Annotated in this window: 11 protein-coding genes; 7 read left to right on the top strand and 4 right to left on the bottom strand. The window is 70.1% G+C overall.

The genetic code is table 11. The annotated features are described in order from the left end of the window. The first annotated feature begins 2 nt into the window (after positions 1–2). Positions 3–1,136, top strand: a complete 1,134-nt coding sequence (locus ABTU82_RS06175) for a fatty acid desaturase family protein (RefSeq protein WP_240606976.1) — start codon at positions 3–5, stop codon at positions 1,134–1,136. A 315-nt stretch (positions 1,137–1,451) separates the two neighbouring features. Here the strand turns inward: ABTU82_RS06175 and ABTU82_RS06170 are convergent, their stop codons facing one another. The 4 genes from ABTU82_RS06170 to ABTU82_RS06155 all read right to left on the bottom strand — a co-directional run bounded on the left by ABTU82_RS06170 (position 1,452) and on the right by ABTU82_RS06155 (position 5,548). Then, entirely contained in the window at positions 1,452–3,038 is a 1,587-nt protein-coding gene (locus ABTU82_RS06170) for a hypothetical protein (protein ID WP_407172372.1), read from the bottom strand. Beyond that, positions 3,020–3,763, bottom strand: a complete 744-nt coding sequence (locus ABTU82_RS06165) for an ABC transporter ATP-binding protein (RefSeq protein WP_116648377.1) — start codon at positions 3,761–3,763, stop codon at positions 3,020–3,022. Before ABTU82_RS06165 ends, ABTU82_RS06170 begins: the two co-directional genes overlap by 19 nt. A 78-nt stretch (positions 3,764–3,841) precedes the next feature. Next, on the bottom strand, positions 3,842–4,420 hold the full coding sequence (locus ABTU82_RS06160) for a DnaJ family domain-containing protein (protein WP_116648237.1): 579 nt from the start codon (positions 4,418–4,420) through the stop codon (positions 3,842–3,844). Positions 4,421–4,627: 207 nt separating this feature from the next. After that, a complete protein-coding gene (locus tag ABTU82_RS06155; protein WP_407172368.1) occupies positions 4,628–5,548 on the bottom strand; it encodes an oxygenase MpaB family protein in 921 nt (306 codons plus the stop codon). A 272-nt stretch (positions 5,549–5,820) separates the two neighbouring features. Here ABTU82_RS06155 and ABTU82_RS06150 point away from each other — a divergent pair, with 272 nt between their 5' ends. The 6 genes from ABTU82_RS06150 to ABTU82_RS06125 all read left to right on the top strand — a co-directional run bounded on the left by ABTU82_RS06150 (position 5,821) and on the right by ABTU82_RS06125 (position 13,004). Then, complete coding sequence (locus ABTU82_RS06150; protein WP_116648239.1) at positions 5,821–6,534, top strand: L-ribulose-5-phosphate 4-epimerase; 714 nt, start codon at positions 5,821–5,823, stop codon at positions 6,532–6,534. Further along, positions 6,531–8,108, top strand: coding sequence for a xylulokinase (locus ABTU82_RS06145; RefSeq protein ID WP_407172367.1), 1,578 nt, complete (start codon positions 6,531–6,533; stop codon positions 8,106–8,108). The genes ABTU82_RS06150 and ABTU82_RS06145 overlap by 4 nt, the downstream gene beginning before the upstream one ends. A 150-nt stretch (positions 8,109–8,258) precedes the next feature. Continuing rightward, positions 8,259–9,371 (top strand): hypothetical protein, encoded by a 1,113-nt coding sequence (locus ABTU82_RS06140; protein ID WP_407172365.1) that lies wholly within the window; start codon positions 8,259–8,261, stop codon positions 9,369–9,371. Next, positions 9,368–10,387 carry a LacI family DNA-binding transcriptional regulator gene (locus ABTU82_RS06135; protein WP_407172364.1) on the top strand — a complete coding sequence of 340 codons (1,020 nt, stop codon included), beginning with the start codon at positions 9,368–9,370 and terminating at the stop codon, positions 10,385–10,387. Before ABTU82_RS06140 ends, ABTU82_RS06135 begins: the two co-directional genes overlap by 4 nt. A 150-nt stretch (positions 10,388–10,537) precedes the next feature. Continuing rightward, a complete protein-coding gene (gene araA, locus ABTU82_RS06130; RefSeq protein ID WP_116648243.1) occupies positions 10,538–12,049 on the top strand; it encodes an L-arabinose isomerase in 1,512 nt (503 codons plus the stop codon). Position 12,050: 1 nt separating this feature from the next. Next, positions 12,051–13,004: an aldose 1-epimerase family protein gene (locus ABTU82_RS06125; protein WP_116648244.1), complete on the top strand. Its 954-nt coding sequence runs from the start codon at positions 12,051–12,053 to the stop codon at positions 13,002–13,004. The last annotated feature ends 1 nt before the right edge of the window (position 13,005 follow it).

Raw genomic sequence — 13,005 nt, 5'->3', positions numbered from 1 at the left:
GCGTGGCATCACCCGTCGTCGCAACGACTTCCCCCACCTCGACACTCGGCCCCGTGCGCCAGACCTACGCCACGACCAAGGACTTCCCTCCCGTCGCGAAGGCCTACACCCAGGTTTCGCAGGTGGTGAAGGAGACGGGTCTCCTCCGCCGCGCACCGCTGTTCTACGCGCTCGTGGGCACGGCGATCGTGCTCGGTTTCGGTGGCGCGATCACCGGTTTCATCCTCCTGGGCGACTCCTGGTTCCAGCTGCTCATCGCCGCGGCCCTCGGCATCCTCTTCACCCAGGCGGCGTTCATCTCCCACGAGGCCGCGCACAAGCAGATCTTCGCATCGGGCAAGGCCAACGATCGCCTCGCGCGCTTCATCGGCCCCGGCATCGTCGGGATGAGCTACACCTGGTGGGACTCGAAGCACTCGCGTCACCACGCCAACCCCAACCGCGTCGGCAAGGACCCCGACATCGAGATCGACACGATCTCGTTCATCGAAGAAGATGCGGCCAAGGCGCGGGGCATCGTGAAGCTCATCACCCGCAAGCAGGGCTACCTGTTCTTCCCGCTGCTGACGCTCGAGGGCATCAACCTGCACTTCCTCGGCATCAAGCACAACCTCGCTCGCGGCCCGGTTCCCCGTCGCTGGGAGGAGCTCACGCTCATCCTCCTGCGCCTGGCCGTCGTGATCGTTCCGGTCTTCCTGTTCCTGCCCCTCGGTATGGCGTTCGCCTTCATGGGCGTGCAGCTCGCGGTCTTCGGCATCTACATGGGCGCCGCTTTCGCGCCGAACCACAAGGGCATGCCGATCATTGACCCGAACGCGCGTCTCGACTTCTTCAGCAAGCAGGTGCGCACCTCCCGCAACGTCGCCGGCGGCTGGTGGGCCACCGCGCTCATGGGTGGCCTGAACTACCAGGTCGAGCACCACCTCTTCCCGAGCATGGCTCGCCCCCACCTCGCCAAGGCTCGCGAGATCGTCATCGAGTACTGCCGCACCTTCGACGTGCCCTACACCGAGACGAGCCTCATCAAGTCGTACGCGATCGTCATCGAGTACCTCAACCGCGTCGGCCTCGCCGCCGGCGGCGATCCCTTCGACTGCCCCGCGGCCGTCCAGATGGGCGCCTACCGCAAGGTCTGAGCTCCAACACAGAACCCGAGAACGGATGCTGCGCGCTTGCGCAGCATCCGTTCTTCTTTGCGTCGGCGGGGCCATCGTCGTGCGCGCGGGGTGGAGCGGTGCGGCGTGGAGGGGCGGAGCGGTGTGGGGTGCGGTGCCGCTGGCATCGGGACTGGCGGGCGTCGGCCGCAGGCCGACGCGGGCATGCGGTACCGCACCCCACACCGCGCAGCGTCCGGGGCACGCAGCATCCGGGGTACGAACCCTCCGGCGTACGCAGCGTCCGGGGCACGAACCCTCCGGCGTACGCAGCCTCCGGCCCGCCGCCGGGCCAACTCAGGCGTTCTTGTAGGACTTCAGCCGGCTGAGCAGCGACGGCGCCGTGCGGTCGAAGACGCGGCCGCCGACGATGATGCCGACGATGCACAGTACGGCTCCGAGCACGATGCCCACGATGACGGCGAGCCACGACCACAGGGGGTCGCCGAGCGCGATGGCGAGCACGGCGAACACGATCTCGGGTGCGGCGAGGAGCCCGGCCACCAGCCAGAGTCCGATGCCGACGAGGCCCATCGTGAACGTCGCTCCGGGCACGCGCTTGAACGGGCTGTCGCCGGCCGCGGCGACCGGGATCACCAGCAGCGCCGAGCTGACGGCGCAGACACCGTAAGCGGTGAGCAGCACGCCGAACGAGGCTCCGAGCACCGCGGGCAGCACCTCCCAGCGGCCCGAGATCCCGACGGTGACGACCGCGACCAGGAGCACGAGCGGCACCGCGACGGATGCTGCGGCGAGCGTGCGCCCGACGCGGTCGGCCCTCCCGCGGATGCCCGTCTGCAGGATGCCCGCGAACGCGGTGCCGTCGTACGAGATGATCGTGTACGGCGCGACGCCGACGAAGAACGCCGAACCGATCGCGGACCCCGCGAAGAACGGGCTCGTCAGATCGCCGCCGCTGTAGAACAGCACGAAGACCGGCACCAGCGGGGCGAGGAGCAGCTGCTGCAGGTAGCGGGAGTCGCGCACCCAATAGGTGAGCGAGCGGGCCCAGGTCGCGCCGACGGGTCCGGTCGGAAGCCGGCCGAACCAGCCGAGGGAGCCCGACTGCACGCGGCGAGCGGATGTCTGCGGCGGCGATGCGAGACCGGCCGTCAGGCTGCGGTTCCACAGCAGCCAGAGCCCGGCGAGGGTGGCGGCGGCGATGAGCAGCTTGAACAGCGCGGTCACCGGCGAGCCGGCGGCGAGGTCGCCCGGCACCGCCCATGCCGCGGCGAGCGGCGTCCACGAGAGGCCGTCGAGGATCGCGAGGAATTGCACGCCCGATTCGACCCCGGTTCGCAAGAGCTGCGTCGCCCCGAGGAAGATCGGACCGGCGAACAGGATCACCACGAAGGCGATGAGGCCGACGGTCTCCTGGGTGCGCCGGCGACCGCCCAAGCCCGACGCGAGCGAGGCGACCGTGCGCGACGCGACGACGCAGATGGCTACGCCGAGCGGCACGCACACGATCGCGGCGAGGGCGGCGAGGGGCCAGCGCCACCACGCGGTGAAGGTCGCGAGGCCGCCGATCAGCGAGGCGAGGCCGGGGATGCCGGTGAGTCCCGCGATCGCGATCGCGATCATCATCCGCCCGGTGGTGAGGGGGAATGTCGCGAGCTTGGCCGGATCGAGGGTCGTGTCGATGCCGGCGACGAACACGGGGCCGATGATCCAGCCGAGAGTGAGGATGGCGCCACCGGCGACGACGGCGTAGCGCGTCACATCCGCCCCCGCCGCTCCGGCGAAGAAGAGACCGACGGCAGCCATGAACAGCACGCCGAGCGCCCAGAAGGCGGTGATGATGAAACCGACGAGCTGCCAGGGGCTGCGCGAGAGAGTGTTGCCGAGGACGCGGAAGCGGATCCTCAGGAGCGTCGCAACCACTCGGGGCCCTCCGTGTGGTGACGGCCGCCGACGAGCTCGACGAAGCGGTCTTGCAGGCTCTCGCCGCCGCGCACCTCGTCGACGGTGCCCGCGGCGAGGAGGCGCCCGGCGCCGATGACGGCGACGTGGTCGCACATGCGCTGCACGAGGTCCATGGAGTGGCTCGAGACGATGACCGTGCCACCGCCCTGCGTGTACCCGCGCAGGATGTCTTCGATGTTCGCGGCCGAGACCGGGTCGACCGACTCGAACGGTTCGTCGAGCACGAGCAGGCGCGGGGCGTGCACGAGCGCGCACGCCAGGGCGATCTTCTTCGTCATGCCGGCCGAGTAGTCGACGACGGGCGTTCCGGCGGCCTCGCCGAGGTCCATGATGCGCAGGAGGTCGGCGGTGCGCTGGCCGATCTCGTCGCGCGAGAGGCCGAACATCATGCCCGTGTAGGTGACCAGCTGCTCACCGGTGAGCCGGTCGAAGAGCTTCACGCCGTCGGCGAGGTTGCCGATCATCGCCTTCGCCTCGACGGGGTGGGCCCAGACGTCCACGCCGTGGATCGTGGCGGTGCCGGCATCGGGGCGCAGCAGTCCGGTCGCCATCGAGAGCGTCGTCGTCTTACCGGCTCCGTTGGGTCCGACGAGCCCGTAGAACGAGCCCGTCGGAACGACGAGGTCGAGCCGGTCGACGGCGACCTTCTCGCCGAAGCGTTTGACGAGTCCGGACAGCGCCATCGCCGGCACCCCCGGTTCGGCTGGCGGGGGAGCGGTCACGGGGATCGGAAGATCACGAGGGTCGGCCACCCTTCGAACCTAGCGGGGCCGTACGCGCCGCCACCAGCGTTGCGGCCGCGGGTCGTCGTTCGCGGGGAGCACGGATGCGGCGCTCTCCCGTGCTGTGCGACGGTCCTGCCACGCGGTCACCTCCGCGTCGACGTCGTGCGTGGGGGTGACGACGGGCGGTCCGCCGAGCAGCTGCCGCCGCGCCTCGATGACGCGGCGGTTGAAGTCCTCGACGGCATCGCGAACCTCGTCTTCGCGGTGGAGGAGGTCGAGGCGCTCGGCCATCTCGGCGTGCTCGACCCGCAGCGTCAGTGCGGGTGGGCCGAGCCCGGTGATCTGCTCGGACGCGATCTTCCGGCGGATCCACCAATCGGGATCGTGGGTGTCCCCGAGCCCCACCAGCGGTTTGCCCGCGCCGGGGAGCCCGTCGAAGTCGCCGCGACGGATCGCCTGCTGGATCGCCGTCTCGACGTAGGCGGCGCGTTCGGCCGCGGTCGATCCCCGGGCGACATCGGCGTCGGGCTCCGCAGCATCCGGTGTCTCTCCGGCCGCGGCGGCGTCGCGCGCCTGTCGATACTCCTGCGCGGCCTGCCGTGGATCGTCTCGCATGTGCTCTCCGGCTCCTCCCCGGGCTCCATCGAACAGAAGGTGTCGCCCTCCTGCAAGCGACCCCACCGATTGCTGGGGGCGGATGCTGAGAAGTGTCGCCGTCGTGGCGGATCGCCCCTCGCGGCGTTCGAACGGATGGCGGTGCTCGGGATTCGGCGTCGCCCCTCGCGGCACCGTCGACGGGTCACTCGCGGCGCCGTCGACGGGTCAGGCGTCGCGGCGCTCGTGCTCCAGGCGGCGCAACCGTCGTCGCGCGAAGTCCTGCGCGCGAGGGCCCGAGCCCAGGGTTCGCGCCGAGATCGCCAGAACGATGCGCGTCAGCGTCACCACCGGCAGCGGCGAGCGTCGCACGCCCAGCATCCTGCGCCACTCGCGCGGCAGCGAGGCCACGGCCGCCTCGAAGAGCACGCGATACGCCAGCCCCATGGCCCCGGTGAACGGCGGCTTGCGCAAGAAGCGCACGACCTCGTCGACCCGCTCGTCGCGGCGCAGCTCGCCGCGGGAGCGGAAGCCCTCGAGCGCGGCTCGCAGCTGCGCCTCGCTGGTCGGAGGATCGGGAACCCGCATGAGTCTTCCGGCGGCCGCCCATTCGGCGACGTAGGCGTCGGCGCCCCCGGGTATCGGGACCCCCCACATCTCGTGGCTGCGCAGGAAGGCGTCGGCGAATGCGAGGTGCACCCAGGTCACGAGGTCGGAGGCGTCGGCGGTGTAGCCGCGGACCGCGCCGTCGCCGGCCGTGTAGTCGCCCTTCACGCGGGTGTGCAGGCGAGCGACCCGCGCGGTCTCGGCCTCCGCCTGCGTGCGCGAGCCGTAGGTGACGCAGATGACCCAGCGCACGGTGCCGCTCAGCCGACCGATGGGGTCTTCCCGGTACCGCGACCAGTCGTGGACGCCCGCGAGTGCCCCCGGGTGGAGCGCCTGCACGAGCAGCGCGCGGATGCCCGCGACGAGCGTTCCCATACCGCCGTGCACGACCCACGTCGCGCCGTCCTCGGGAAAGTACCCCGCGTCGTCGCCGTCCTCGATCGCGAGCACCCACGGCGGGGTGCCGTTCGGGTCGCCGGCGAGGGCCGTCAGCATCCGCGATCGCAGACGTGTCGTATGCGCGGACGGGCCGGATGCGGTCATCCTCCCAGCGTGCCACCGCCGCACCGCGCGGGGGTCGGGTTCTCACGCCGTCGAACGACCCGTGCCGCGACGCAGCATCCGCCCTTCCCTTCGCCGAGCCCGCACGGTCTCGCCGAACACGCACGCTCTGCGTGCCGGGGGCGTGCGCGTTCGGTGATCGTGTGCGGGCTCGACGGGGGACGAGGAGGGGGATGAGGCTGGCGAGGTGGGGGTGGTAGCGGTAACATCGGGGAGCGGTCGACGGGACCGCGCACGACGACGATGGAGCTTCCGTGAGCAGTACCGCCCTCACCCCCGAGATCCAGGACGCGGTCGAGGCGGTGCGAGCCGACGTGGCCCGGCTGCACGGCGAACTCGTCCGCTACGGCCTGGTCGTCTGGACCGGCGGCAACGTCTCCGGACGCGTGCCGGGTGCCGATCTCTTCGTGATCAAGCCCTCCGGTGTGTCGTACGACGACCTGGCCCCCGAGAACATGATCCTGTGCGACCTCGACGGCACCGTCATCCCCGGTACCCCGGGAAGCGAGCGGAGCCCGTCGAGCGACACCGCCGCCCACGCCTACGTCTACCGCAACATGCCCGACGTCGGCGGGGTCGTGCACACCCACTCGACCTACGCCGTGGCGTGGGCCGCGCGGGGCGAGGAGATCCCCTGCGTGATCACGGGCATGGCCGACGAGTTCGGCGGCCCCATCCCGATCGGCCCGTTCGCCGTCATCGGCGACGACTCGATCGGTCGCGGCATCGTCGAGACCCTGCGCGGTCACCGCAGTCGTGCCGTGCTCATGCAGAACCACGGACCGTTCACGATCGGCGTCTCGGCCAAGGATGCGGTGAAGGCCGCCGTCATGTGCGAGGACGCGGCGCGTTCGGTGCACATCGCGCGCGAAGCGGGGCCCCTCATCCCGATCCCGCAGGACCGGATCGACGCCCTCTACAACCGCTACCAGAACGTGTACGGCCAGAACTCGGACGCCCGCCGGTGACCGCCGCGATCGTCGACGGCCGCGCCGTCCTCGGGATCGAGCTCGGCTCGACCCGCATCAAGGCATGCCTGATCGACCCCGACGACCCGACCGCCGTGCTCGCGGTCGGCAGCTCGGACTGGGAGAACCGCTTCGAGAACCGCACGTGGACCTATTCGCTCGACGACGTCTGGTCGGGCCTGCAGGCGGCCTACGTCGACCTCGTCGCCGACGTCCAGCGCCGCTACGGTCTCGCTCTCGGCGCGGTCGGGGCGATCGGCGTCTCGGCGATGATGCACGGCTACCTCGCCTTCGACGGCGAGGGCGAGCTGCTCGTGCCGTTCCGCACGTGGCGCAACACGTCGACCGGCCCTGCCGCGGCCGAGCTGACCGACCTGTTCGGCACGAACATCCCGCTGCGGTGGTCGATCGCGCACCTCTACCAGGCGGTGCTCGACGACGAGCCCCATGTCGCCGACGTGCGGTTCGTCACGACCCTCGCCGGCTACGTGCACTGGCGCCTCACCGGTCGCCGCGTACTGGGTGTCGGCGACGCCTCGGGCATGTTCCCGATCGACGCCACGACGAAGACCTACGACGAGCGGATGCTGCGCCAGTTCGGCGATCTGGTGGGCGAGCGAGGAATCGACCTCGCAGCGCTCCTCCCCGAGGTGCTCCCCGCGGGGGTGCCGGCCGGTGAACTCACCACCGAGGGCGCCGCCCTGCTCGACCCGACCGGAGCGCTCCGCCCGGGCGTCATCCTCTGCCCGCCCGAGGGCGACGCGGGTACGGGCATGGTCGCGACCAACTCGGTCGCGCCGCGCACCGGAAACGTGAGCGCCGGCACGAGCATCTTCGCGATGGTCGTGCTCGAACGACCGCTCGAGAGTCTGCACCACGAGATCGACCTCGTCACCACCCCTGCGGGCGACCCGGTCGCGATGGTGCACTGCAACAACGGCGCGAGCGAGCTCGCCGCGTGGGTCGGGCTGTTCACGCGCTTCTCGGAGGCCGCGGGTACGCCCGTCGGGGCCGACGTCGCGTTCGAGGCACTCTTCCGCGAGGCCCTCGTCGGAGCGGCGGATGCGGGCGGGCTCCTCGCCTACAACCACCTCGCCGGTGAGCCGATCGCGGGTCTCGACGAAGGTCGGCCGCTGTTCGTCCGCACCCCCGACAGCGTGCTGAACCTCGCGAACTTCATGCGGGCGCAGCTCTACGGGGTGTTCGGCACCCTCGCCCTCGGCATGCGCGTGCTCGACGGCGAGGGGGTGGCGCTCGACCGCATGTTCGCCCACGGGGGGATGTTCCGCACGGCCGGGGTCGCCCAGCGGTTCCTCGCCGGTGCGCTCGCCGCCCCGGTCTCGGTTGCTGAGACGGCCTCCGAAGGAGGGGCGTGGGGCATCGCCGTGCTCGCGGCCTACGCCGCCACAGCTCCCGGTCTTGCGCTCGACGAGTACCTCACCGACCGCGTCTTCGCGACGTCCGCGTTCGAGACCGCCGACCCCGACCCCGCCGACGTCGCGGGTTTCGCCGTCTATCTCGACCGTTACGCCGCCGGACTCGCCGTCGAGCGAGCCGCCGTCGCCTCCCTCTGATCTCGCGGGAGGGGTCGTCCGTCCCTCCTCCGTGCCAGATCGGCGCCGACCGGTAAAGTTGCTCCTCGCACGAGGAGTCTCCGAAGACAACGTCGAACACGCTCCGTTCCGCGGCTACGCGGCGTGGATCCGAGGCAGGGTGGTAGGGGCATGCGAAGGCGCATCTTCGGGTGGGGACGGGTCGTGTCGGTGGCGAGCGCGGCACTGGTGGCGGCCCTGGCGGCAGCGCCCGCCGTCGCCGCGGCGGACGCGGCGGGCGATGTCACGTGGTCGGTGACGCCGGCGGCCGCGAGCGGCCCCGACGGTCGCAGCGTCGTCGAGCAGGAACTCGACGCCGGATCTTCGACAGAGGACTACTTCGCCGTCCGCAATCTGAGTCCGTCGGAAGTCACCTTCCGGCTGACCGCAGCGGATGGCTACTACACGGATGCCGGGCGGTTCAACATGCTGCCCGCCGGCGAAGAGTCCATCGACGCCGGCACGTGGATCGACATGCCGGAGACGGTCACGGTCGGAGCCGACGCCACCGCTGTCGTGCCGTTCACGACGACCGTGCCTGACGATGCGACCCCCGGTGATCACGCGGCCGGGATCGCCGCATCCGTTCTCTCGTCTTCCACGGACGACAGCGGAGCACAGGTCGGTGTCGAGAGCCGGGTCGGATTCCGCGTGCTCACCCGGGTCACCGGTGAGATCACACCGTCGATCGAGGTCGCGGCGGTGACGACCGCGTACGACATGTCGTGGAACCCCTTCCGACCCGGCGTCGCGACGGTGTCGTTCGACGTCCGCAACACGGGGAACGCCAGCGTCTCCGTCGTCGGCCGCGTGGGAGCCGGCGCGGGATCGGTGTCTTTCCCCGCATCCGACGAACCGCAGCAGCTGCTCCTTCCCGGGGACAGTCGCAGCTTCACCGTCGCGGTGGGCGACGTCTGGCCGACGCTGTTCGTGCCCGCATCGATCTCATTGACTCCCTCGGCGACGGACTTCGGGGGTGCACGCATCGACATGGCGCCCCTCACGGCCGACGTGACGATCTGGGCCGTCCCGATCCCGCAGCTGCTGCTGCTGCTCGGTGTCACGCTCGTTCTGGTCGCTCTTCTCTGGGGGCGCCGGCGTTCCCGACGCCGGTTCGTGGCGGCGATCGCGGCGGCGCGCGAGGAGGGGATGGCCTCGGCCGGTGCGCGTGCGAACGCCGGCGAATCCGTGCCGTTGACGAGGTCTGCGCTGCGGAGCGCCGAACGCCGAGACCGCGACGGATGATCCACCGCCAGCGTCCGAGCATCTACGACGTCGCACGCCAGGCCGGCGTGTCGCACATGACGGTCTCGCGCGTCTTGAACGGTCACGCGAACATTCGCGACGCGACGCGCGCGCGGGTGCTGCAGGTCATCGACGAGATGAACTACACCCCCAGCCCCATCGCGAGGGCGCTCGCTACGCGTCGTGCTCATCGAATCGGTGTGCTGGTCGACGCCCCCGACCAGTACGGTCCGAACAGCACGCTGCAGGCGTTCGAAAGCGCTGCTCGCGTGGCGGGGTACGCGATCAGCACGTACTCCGTCGCCGACGACGAGGGATCGCCGATCGATTCCGGCGCGTCGGAACTCGCCAACCAGGGTGTCGAGGCGCTGTGTGTCATCGCGCCACGGGCAAAGTCCCTCGACCTGCTCCGACGGCAGGCCACCGGTCTGCCGACCGTCGTGATCAAATCAGAACGCGACGAGCAGTGGCACACGATCGGCGTCGATCAGCGTGCCGGCGCGGTGAAAGCGGTCACCCATCTGATCGAGCGGGGACACACGTCGATCGCGCACCTTGCGGGGCCGCTCGATTGGTTCGATTCCCGCGAACGTGCCGAGGGATGGCGCCAGGCGCTGAAAGACCACGGGATCCGCCCCGGTGCGATGGTCAGCGGTGACTGGACATCGGATTTCGGCTACGAGTTCGGCCGCCGGTTCGACATCGGCGAGACGACGGCGGTGTTCGCGTCCAACGATCAGATGGCACTCGGCCTGATCCACGGGCTGAGCGAGCGCGGTCTGCGCGTGCCGCACGACCTCAGCATCGTGGGCTTCGACGACCTCCCCGACACGCGCCACTTTCTTCCGCCGTTGACAACCGTGCGTCAGGATTTCGCTGCCCTGGGCGACCTCGCGCTGCAGCGAATCGTCTCGGCCATCGAGCACGACGGTGCGCCGCAGCACCACACGATCGAGCCGCTCGTGGTGGTGCGGATGTCGTCGTCCTCGCCGCCGACCGTTCGCGGCGGACGCTGAGGTCGCGAGGAGCTCCGGGCGGTCGGTGGACACTCGCGCAGAGCGTCAGGACGACTTCGGGTGAACTGCGGCAATCACTCGCGGATTTATAGTGTTAGCGCGCACAATGGTAGTTCCAGCCGCACTCCTCAAAGACGAAAGAGCCCCGTCATGTCTCGTACGCCCCTGTCCACGTCGCTCGATGCCTTCGAGGTGTGGTTCGTCACCGGTAGTCAGAATCTCTACGGGGAGGAGACGCTTCGTCAGGTGGCGGAGCAGTCTCAGGCTGTGGCGGACGGGTTGAGCGGGTTGCCGGTGAAGGTCGTGTGGAAGCCGGTGCTGAAGGACTCCGACAGCATCCGTCGTCTCGCGCTGGAGGTCAACGGCCGCGATGACGTGATCGGTGTGGTCGCGTGGATGCATACGTTCAGTCCGGCGAAGATGTGGATCGCGGGTCTGGATGCGCTGCAGAAGCCGCTCCTGCACCTGCACACGCAGGCGAACGTCGAGCTGCCGTGGGCCGACATCGATTTCGATTTCATGAATCTGAACCAGGCCGCTCATGGTGATCGGGAGTTCGGGTACATCCAGACCCGCCTCGGTGTCGCCCGCAAGACCGTCGTCGGCCACGTGTCGAACCCGGTGGTGCGCCAGCAGGTCGAGGATTGGCAGCGTGCGGCGGCGGGGTGGGCGGCGTCGAGGACGCTGAAGCTGGCGCGTTTCGGTGACAACATGCGGTTCGTCGCGGTCACCGAGGGCGACAAGACCGAGGCTGAGCTGCGGTTCGGTGTGCAGGTGAACACGTGGGGCGTGAACGAACTCGCGGATGCTGTGGCCGCAGCATCCGACGCGGATGTCGACGCGCTCGTGGCCGAGTACATCGCCTCGTACGACGTTGCTGAGGAGTTGCTTCCCGGCGGTGACCGTCACCAGTCCCTCCGTGACGGTGCGGCGATCGAGATCGGGCTGCGTTCGTTCCTGGAGGAGGGCGGGTTCGGCGCGTTCACGACGTCGTTCGAAGACCTCGGCGCTCTGAAGCAGCTGCCGGGGCTGGCGGTGCAGCGTCTGATGGCCGAGGGCTACGGTTTCGGTGCGGAGGGCGACTGGAAGACCGCGATCCTCGTGCGCGTCGCGAACGTCATGGGCGCGGGTCTTCCCGGTGGTGCGTCGCTGATGGAGGACTACACGTACGACCTCGTGCCCGGTGCGGAGCGCATCCTCGGTGCCCACATGCTCGAAGTCTCGCCGTCGCTGACGACCGCGAAGCCGCGTCTGGAGGTGCACGCCCTCGGTATCGGGGGGAAGGAAGATCCGGTGCGTCTGGTCTTCACCGCCGACCCGGGACCTGCGCTCGTGGTGGCGATGAGCGACATGCGCGACCGGTTCCGTCTGGTCGCGAACGTGGTCGAGAACGTCGACGCCCCCGATCTGCCGAACCTCCCGGTGGGCCGGGCGGTATGGAAGCCGCAGCCCGATTTCGCCACCAGCGCGGCGTGCTGGCTCGCCGCCGGTGCCGCGCACCACACCGTGATGACCACCGCGGTCGGTATCGAGGTGTTCCGTGATTTCGCGGAGATCGCGAAGACCGAGCTCGTCGTCATCGACGACGACACCACGGTGCGCGACTTCCAGCGTGAGCTGCGCTGGAACCAGGCCTACTACCGCCTCGCCCAGGGACTCTGACATGGCACGCGTTCCCGTCTCCGGTGAGCAGCACGTTCTGCGCGCCGGCGAGTACGACGCGATCGTCGCGAGCGTCGGGGCATCGCTTCGCTCGCTGACTCACCGCGGTCGCGACCTCGTCGTGCCGTTCGGCGCCGACGAGCTCCGCCCCGGCTTCCGCGGGGCGACGCTCGCTCCCTGGCCCAACCGCATCGTCGACGGTCGCTACACGTTCGACGGCGAGGAGTATCAGGTCGCTCTGAGCGAGCCCGACCGGGGCCACGCGCTGCACGGCCTGCTCGGGTGGAGCGACTTCAGCGTCACCGACAAGGGCCCGAGCCACGTCACGCTCGCCGCCACGGTCGAACCGCAGTCGGGCTACCCGTGGCGCGTCGAGGTCGAGACGACCTTCGCCCTCTCGTCGGAGGGGCTCACCCAGTCGGTCACGGCGCGCAACGACTCCGCGACGGCCGCTCCGTGGGGCACCGGACCGCACCCGTACCTGGTCGCCGGCGACGGGCTCGTCGATGCGTGGACCCTGACGCTGCCCGCCGCCGAGGTGCTCGAGGTCACGCCCGACAGGCTGTCGCCCACCGAGCTGTCACCGGTGGATGTCGACGCCGACCGGTTCGACTTCCGCGTCGCCCGCGCTCTGGGCGCGGTCGAGATCGACCACGCGTTCACCTCGCTCGAGCGCGACGACGACGGACTCGCGACCGTCACGGTGACGGATGCCGCGGGCAACGGTGTCGCGATGGATTGGGACTCGACGTGCCCCTGGGTGCAGATCCACACCGCCGACGTCGACGGCGACCCCGCGACCCCCGGCTACCGCGTCGGACTCGCGGTGGAACCGATGACCTGTGCTCCCGATGCGTTCAACGACGCGGCGTACCCGTTCGACGCCGGGCTCATCGTTCTCGAGCCCGGCGTCCAGCATCCGGGTGCCCGGTGGCGCATCCGCGCGATCGGCTGAC

It is taken from the genome of Microbacterium deferens (assembly GCF_045517775.1).
Classification (GTDB): Bacteria; Actinomycetota; Actinomycetes; order Actinomycetales; family Microbacteriaceae; genus Microbacterium.
This window is presented reverse-complemented; position numbering and strand designations above follow the sequence as displayed.

Bases quoted from the DNA above. Each gene is read 5' to 3' on its own strand.
- ABTU82_RS06165 (WP_116648377.1), bottom strand. From the start codon at position 3,763: ATGGCGCTGTCCGGACTCGTCAAACGCTTCGGCGAGAAGGTCGCCGTC.
- ABTU82_RS06160 (WP_116648237.1), bottom strand. From the start codon at position 4,420: ATGCGAGACGATCCACGGCAGGCCGCGCAGGAGTATCGACAGGCGCGC.
- ABTU82_RS06155 (WP_407172368.1), bottom strand. From the start codon at position 5,548: ATGACCGCATCCGGCCCGTCCGCGCATACGACACGTCTGCGATCGCGG.
- ABTU82_RS06140 (WP_407172365.1), top strand. From the start codon at position 8,259: ATGCGAAGGCGCATCTTCGGGTGGGGACGGGTCGTGTCGGTGGCGAGC.
- ABTU82_RS06135 (WP_407172364.1), top strand. From the start codon at position 9,368: ATGATCCACCGCCAGCGTCCGAGCATCTACGACGTCGCACGCCAGGCC.
- araA (WP_116648243.1), top strand. From the start codon at position 10,538: ATGTCTCGTACGCCCCTGTCCACGTCGCTCGATGCCTTCGAGGTGTGG.
- ABTU82_RS06125 (WP_116648244.1), top strand. From the start codon at position 12,051: ATGGCACGCGTTCCCGTCTCCGGTGAGCAGCACGTTCTGCGCGCCGGC.